Source organism: Streptomyces sp. DH10 (genome assembly GCF_029813805.1).
In the GTDB taxonomy this organism is placed as follows: Bacteria; Actinomycetota; Actinomycetes; order Streptomycetales; family Streptomycetaceae; genus Streptomyces; species Streptomyces coeruleofuscus.
This window is the reverse complement of record NZ_JARVKU010000020.1, coordinates 182890-189512: the sequence shown is the minus strand read 5'-3', so window position 1 is coordinate 189512 and position 6623 is coordinate 182890. Positions and strand designations below refer to the sequence as shown.

General features: G+C 71.5%; 4 protein-coding genes. 2 read left to right on the top strand and 2 right to left on the bottom strand.

Going from position 1 to position 6623, the window contains the following annotated elements; all coding sequences use genetic code 11:
• The first annotated feature begins 490 nt into the window (after window positions 1-490).
• Complete coding sequence (gene secD / locus QC385_RS33375) at window positions 491-2746, top strand: protein translocase subunit SecD (protein ID WP_279545092.1); 2256 nt, start codon at window positions 491-493, stop codon at window positions 2744-2746.
• Between the two features lie 90 nt (window positions 2747-2836).
• On the opposite strand, the gene QC385_RS33370 is transcribed toward secD, so the two are convergent.
• Window positions 2837-3274 carry a hypothetical protein gene (locus QC385_RS33370; protein ID WP_279545091.1) on the bottom strand — a complete coding sequence of 146 codons (438 nt, stop codon included), beginning with the start codon at window positions 3272-3274 and terminating at the stop codon, window positions 2837-2839.
• An 86-nt stretch (window positions 3275-3360) separates the two neighbouring features.
• On the opposite strand from QC385_RS33370, the gene QC385_RS33365 reads away from it, so the two are divergent.
• Window positions 3361-4062, top strand: a complete 702-nt coding sequence (locus tag QC385_RS33365) for a helix-turn-helix transcriptional regulator (RefSeq protein WP_279545101.1) — start codon at window positions 3361-3363, stop codon at window positions 4060-4062.
• Window positions 4063-4097: 35 nt separating this feature from the next.
• On the opposite strand, the gene QC385_RS33360 is transcribed toward QC385_RS33365, so the two are convergent.
• A complete protein-coding gene (locus tag QC385_RS33360; RefSeq protein WP_279545090.1) occupies window positions 4098-6623 on the bottom strand; it encodes an ABC transporter permease in 2526 nt (841 codons plus the stop codon).

The following is a 6623-nucleotide window of genomic DNA, read 5'->3' as shown; positions in this document are numbered from 1 at the left end:
GTGTCAGCGGGCCGCGCGCGGATGACGGGTGCGACGCCGTCTGTGTCAGCGGGCCGCGCGCGGATGACGGGTGCGACGCCGTCTGTGTCAGCGGGCCGCGCGCGGATGACGGGTGCGACGCCGTCTGTGTCAGCGGGCCGCGCGCGGATGACGGGTGCGACGCCGTCTGCGTCAACGGACCGCGCGCCGATGACGGATGCGAAACCGTCTGCGCCGTCCGCGCGGCAATCAGCCAGGAGTCGCGCAGCGAGCACCCTGCCCCACGCGGACACCACGCCACCTGCGCCCCTGGCACGGACGTCACCCCGCCCGGCGTCGCGCGGCTGCTCCCGGCGCCGATCGCGCACACCCCCTTCTCGTGTCCTCACGCACCCCATGACCGTGGGCGAGCGCCCCCGGTCACCTCCGGCACCTGACCTCCCCTTTTCCTCTCCTCGACAGCACCCCGGCCGCGCCCGCGTGGCCGCCGTGCGCCTGCCGGAGGCCCCCGTTGAAACGTTCCGTGCGCGTGAGGGCGCTGCTCGCCCTCGCCGTGATCGCTCTCTCCCTGTACATCGCCGTCACCGTGCCGGTCCGCCTCGGACTCGACCTGCGCGGCGGTACCCAGCTCGTGCTGCAGACCCGCTCCACCCCGACCACCGACGCCGACAGCGAGGCCACCGACCGCACCCTGGAGGTGCTGCGCGGCCGTATCGACGGGCTCGGCGTCGCCGAACCCACCCTCGTCCGCTCCGGCGAGAACCGGATCATCGTCGAACTGCCCGGTGTGCAGGACCCGAAGCGGGCGGCCGACGTCCTGGGCCGTACCGCGCAGCTCACCTTCCACCCGGTGCTCGGCACCGCCGACAGCTCCGGCGACGCCTCCCGGCCGCTGCCGAAGCGCCCCCGGGAACACGTCGTGCCCGACGAGTCCGGCACCCCGCTGCGCCTCGGGGCCGCGGCCCTGACCGGCGAGGACGTCAAGGAGGCCGCCGCCCGGTTCGACCAGCAGGGCGGCGCCGGATGGCACGTCACGGTCGACTTCGAGGGTGACGGCCGCGCCGGCTGGGCCCGGCTCACCGGCCAGGCCGCCTGTCACCCGGCGGGCGACCCGGCGCGGCGGGTGGCCATCGTCCTGGACGACAAGGTCATCTCCTCTCCGCAGGTCGACCCGTCCGTCGCCTGCCGTACCGGCATCCGCGACGGCGCCACACAGATCACGGGCTCCTTCGGCCCGGAGGAGGCCCGCGAACTCTCCCTGCTCGTCAACGGCGGGGCCCTGCCCGTGCCCGTGGAGACCGTGGAGCAGCGCACCGTCGGCCCGACCCTCGGCGCGCAGGCCATCACCGCGAGCGCCTGGGCGGCGGCCATCGGCACCGCGCTGACCTCGCTGTTCATCATCGGCGTCTACCGGCTGATGGGTGTGCTGGCCGCCGTCGGCCTGGTCTGCTACGGCCTCGTCTCGTACGCCGCGCTGGCCGCGCTCGGCGCCACCCTGACGCTGCCGGGCCTGGCCGGCTTCGTCCTGGCGATCGGTATGGCCGTGGACGCCAACGTGCTGGTCTTCGAAAGGGCCCGCGAGGAGTACACGGCCCGCCGCCGGCCCAGCACCCGCTCGGCGCTGACGGCCGGGTTCCGCAACGCCTTCAGCGCTATCGCCGACTCCAACATCACCACGCTGATCGCGGCCGCCCTGCTGTTCTTCCTCGCCTCCGGGCCGGTGCGGGGCTTCGGCGTCACGCTGGGGATCGGTGTGCTCGCCTCCATGTTCAGCGCCCTGGTGATCACCCGCGTGCTCGCCGAGGTCGCCGTGAGCCGTCCCCGGGTACGCCGCCGCCCCCGCCTCACCGGCATCGCCACCACCGGCGCGGTCCGCGACCGCCTCACCCGCCGCAATCCCCGGCTGATGCGCAGGCCACGGCGCTGGCTGGCCGTGTCGGCCGCCGCGCTGGTCCTGGCCGGCTCGGGCATCGCGGTGCGCGGCATCGACCTAGGTGTGGAATTCACCGGTGGCAGGCTGATCGAGTACGCCACCACCAGCCCCGTCGATCCCGACCGGGTGCGCACCGCCCTCGCCGAGGCCGGATTCCCCCGGGCCGTCGTGCAGTCCTCCGGCGAAGCCGGCCTGACGGTGCGCACCGATCCGCTGACCAACGCCGAGGAGACCGAGGTCACCGGTGCCGTGGGCGAACTCGCGGGGCGGGCGGACAAGGTACGCGACGAACTGATCGGACCCAGCCTGGGGGAGGAACTGCGCCGGGGCGCCCTGATCGCGCTCGCCGTGGCCCTCGGCGCCCAGTTCGTCTACCTCGCGGCACGCTTCCGGTGGGTCTTCGGCACGGCGGCGGTCGTCGCCCTCGCTCACGACGTGGTGATCCTCGTCGGCGTCTTCGCCTGGCTCGGCAGGCCCGTCGACGGGGTGTTCCTGGCGGCCCTGCTCACCGTCATCGGGTACTCGGTCAACGACTCCGTGGTCCTCTTCGACCGCGTCAGGGAACTCGCCCGCAAGTCGCCCGGGGCACCGCTGCCCGACATCACCGACCAGGCCATCGTCCAGACCCTGCCCCGGACCGTGAACACCGGTATCGGTGCCGCGTTCATCCTCACGGCCCTCGCCGTGCTCGGCGGGTCCTCGCTCACCGACTTCGCCCTGGCCCTGCTCATCGGGCTCGTGGTCGGTACGTACTCCTCCGTCCTCACCGCCGCCCCCGTGGCGATCCGGCTCCATCACCGCACGCCACCCCGGCAGCCGTCCGGGCACACCTGACCCGGCCGGGGACCGGGCATCGGGCGCGGGTGAGGCGGGTGAGCGCTCCTCCCGAGGGGCTCACCCGCCTTTCCCGTGCGCGCCGCCGTGTCAGTGCGGCCGGCGTTCGCCGTGGTAGTGCTGGGCGAGCCGGGCGAGGGCGACCGCGCCGAGCAGGAGGCCGAAGTCCCGCAGCGCGATGTCGTAGTACCCCGGGATGGTCAGCAGGTTGAGGATGATGCCGGCCAGCCATCCGGCCACCAGCCAGCCCCCGAAGCGCGGGGCGAGAGCGACGGCGAGGCCGGCGACGATCTCGACGACACCGACGGCGTACATGGCCGCCTGGGCGTTGCCGGGCACCACGTCGTTGATCCACGGCGCGAGATAGGTGGGCCAGTCCACGAGCAGGTTGGCGAACTTGTCCAGCCCGAACAGGATCGGCGCCACGGTGAACCCGACGCGCAGGATGACGAACGCCTGGTAGCCGGGGTCGCTGAGCACGCCCCGCCGGGGCGCTGCGGACGGGGTGGTTTTGGTTGCGGACGTCATGACGCACCGTTCCTTCTATCGACAACTCTCACTACCGATAGAAGCTCGGAAAGGTTCTTAAGTCAATGGCTATGGGTTTTACACTGGTGTTCGTGGACCACGCGAAAGAAGCACCCCGCCCCGATGTCTCCGCGGTCGCCGCCCTGGACGAGCCGACCCGCAGGCGGCTGTACGACCACGTCGTGCGCCAGCCGGGCCCGGTCAGCCGCGACGAAGCCGCCGCCGCTCTCGGTCTCGCGCGCCAGACCGCGGCCTTCCACCTGGACCGGCTGGCCGACGAATCACTCCTCGACGTCGTCTACGAACGGCGCAGCGGCCGCACCGGCCCGGGAGCGGGCAGGCCGGCCAAGCTCTACAAGCGCTCCGCCAGGGAGGTCACCGTCAGCCTGCCCGAGCGGCACTACGAGCTGGCCGGACGGCTCCTCGCGCAGGCCATGGAGGAATCCGAGGCCACGGGCGAACCGGTCCGCGCCGTCCTGCACCGAAAGGCCCACGACCTCGGCACCCAGCTCGCCGGCCAGGGCGGCACGGGCGTGTTCGGCCTTCTGGAGCGGTACGGGTTCGAGCCTCGCCATGACGGTGAGGCGATCGTGCTGGGCAACTGCCCCTTCCACGCGCTCGCCCGCGAACACACCCAGACGGTGTGCGGTATGAACCTCCACCTGCTCGGGGGCGTCCTCGAAGGGCTTCAGGACAGCAGTCGTCGCGCCTGCCTGGCGCCCAGCCCCGGCCACTGCTGTGTCCGTCTGGAGCCGGCTTCCTCCTCGCGGGCGACCGCGAGTTCCTGACGCGCCAGTCGCCCGCCCGCCGGTCCATCTTCCGCCTACTCGGCCTTGATGGCGTTCAGCATGTTGAGCCTCGCGGCACTGCGCGCCGGCCACATCGCGGCCAGGACGCCCACCAGCGCCGCCAGGACCAGGAAGATCCCGATCCGGTCCCACGGGACGACCAGCGCGTACAGCGGCAGCTCGTCCGCGATGGTCCGGCCGATCGCCCAGCCCAGGAACGAGCCGAGGGCGACGCCGACGACCGCGCCGAAGACGGAGATGACCACGGCCTCCAGGCGGACCATCCGCTTGACCCGGGGGCGGTCCAGGCCGATCGCGCGCAGCATGCCGATCTCCTGCTGCCGCTCGAAGACCGACATGGCCAGGGTGTTGACCACCCCGAGCACCGCGATCAGCAGCGCCATCGCCAGCAGGCCGTACATGATGTTCAGCATCATGTTGATCTCACCGCCGAGTTCGTCGCGGATGTCCTTCTGGTCCATGACACTGATCGCCGGATTCTTGCCGAGGGCGTTGATCAGTGCCGTCTCGTTCGCGTCGCTCGGGCCGCCGTCCGTCTTCACGTAGATCCGGGAGATGTACGGCTTCGCCTCGTGCGGGGTGAGGACCTCGGTGTCCACGAGCACCGAGGACAGGACCGCCCCCTCCTTGTAGACGGCGCCGACCTTCAGTGAGCCCTTCTTGCCGTCGTCGAACGTGACCGGCACGGTGGCGCCGACCTTCCAGCCCTGGTCATTGGCCGTCTTCTCGTCGACCGCCATCTGCCCCTTGCCGAGCGAGCTCAGCGAACCGTTCACCACATCGATGTCGAGGACCCGCTCGACATCGCCCGGAGTGACGCCCGTGGCCCACACGTGCTCGTCCTTGACGCGGAAGTACGCGTACTGCTCCGGCGAGAGGGCCGAGACACCCGGAGCCCTGTCCAGCGCGGCCAGCGCGGACCGGTCCACGCCGCCGCCGGCGGCCGTCTCGATCATGTAGTCGGCCTTGATCTGGTCGGTGGTCGCCTTGTCCAGCGCCGCGCCCATCGAGACGCCCAGTACCGACAGGCCGGTGACCAGCGTCAGGCCGATGGCCAGCGCGGAGGCGGTGGCACCGGTACGGCGCGGGTTGCGGACCGCGTTCTGCCCGGCCAGTTTGCCGGCCACCCCGAAGGCACGGACCAGGAGCGGCCGTACGAGCGCGATGACCGGGCGGGACAGCAGCGGGATCAGTACGATCACGCCGACCAGCGCGAAGAACGCACCGGCGCCGATGATCTCCCGCCCGTTCTCGCCGATCGCGGCACCCGCCGTGATCAGCGCGGCGCCGAGTGCGGTGACAGCGGCCCCGATGGAGTTGCGCACGACCAGCGACTTGGTGGTCGGCACCGCGTGGACGCTGTTCATCGCCGCCACCGGCGGGATCCTCCCGGCGCGGCGACCGGGCAGCCACGCCGCGAACATGGTGACGAGGATGCCGACGGCGAGCGCGGTGATCAGGGGCGTCGTACCGATGACGAGGGGGCCGCCCGGCACCTTCATGTCGAACGCGGCCATCCCCGAGCGCAGCCCGGCGGCCAGGGCCACCCCGAGTCCGAAGCCGACCACGGAAGCGACCAGGCCGACCAGGCCGGCCTCGGCCAGCACCGATCGGGTGATCTGCTTGCGGGAGGCACCCACCGCGCGCATCAGGGCGAGATCCCTCGTGCGCTGGGCGACCAGCATGGTGAAGGTGTTGGCGATCAGGAACACGCCCACGAAGAGCGCGATGCCGGCGAAGCTCAGCAGCATCTGGTTGAGGCTGCTCATGTCCTGCTCGATGGTCCAGGCCTGGTCCTCGGCGAGCGTGGCGCCCGTCTTCGCCTCGGAGTTCTCGGGGATCAGCGGCTTGACCGCGTCGAGGATCCTCTCGTCGTCGGCGCCGGGCGCGGCGGTGACGGTCGCGTCGTGGTAGTGACCCGGCTTCAGGTAGAGGCGCTGGGCGAGGGAGGTGTCGAAGAGGACCAGGCTGCCGCCAACGCTGACGGCGCCGTCGTCGGTGGAGAAGACACCGGTGAGCGTCAACTCCTTGACCGGGCCGTTCGTGGCGACGCGTACCTTGTCGCCGACCTCGTACTCGCCCTTGGCGGCGGTGTCCTCGTCGAGCGCGATCTGGTTGTCCCGCACCGGGCCGGAGCCGTCGGTGAAGTCGTAGGCGGGGTCCTCGCCGTCCTTGCCCGGGGCGAAGTTGGAGCCCGTGTTGGACCACTCGGCGCCGATGAGCTTGCCGTCGGGGTCGGCGACCCCGGCGAAGCCGTTCACCCGTCCGATGACGGAGGCGACCCCGTCCAGCTCGCCGATCCTGTCGAGCGTCCGCTGGGACAGGCCCTTCTCCTCCCCGTTGTCGCTGTCGACGTAGGAGGTGATGCCGACGGCGACGTCGTCGTAGCTCTTGGCCGACTGTTTGCGGAAGGCGTGGGAAAGGGTGTCGGTGAAGATCAGGGTGCCGGAGACGAAGGCCACGCCGAGCATCACGGCGAGCACGGTCATCAGCAGTCTGGCCTTGTGCGCGAGCACATTGCGCAGGGCGGTACGGAACAT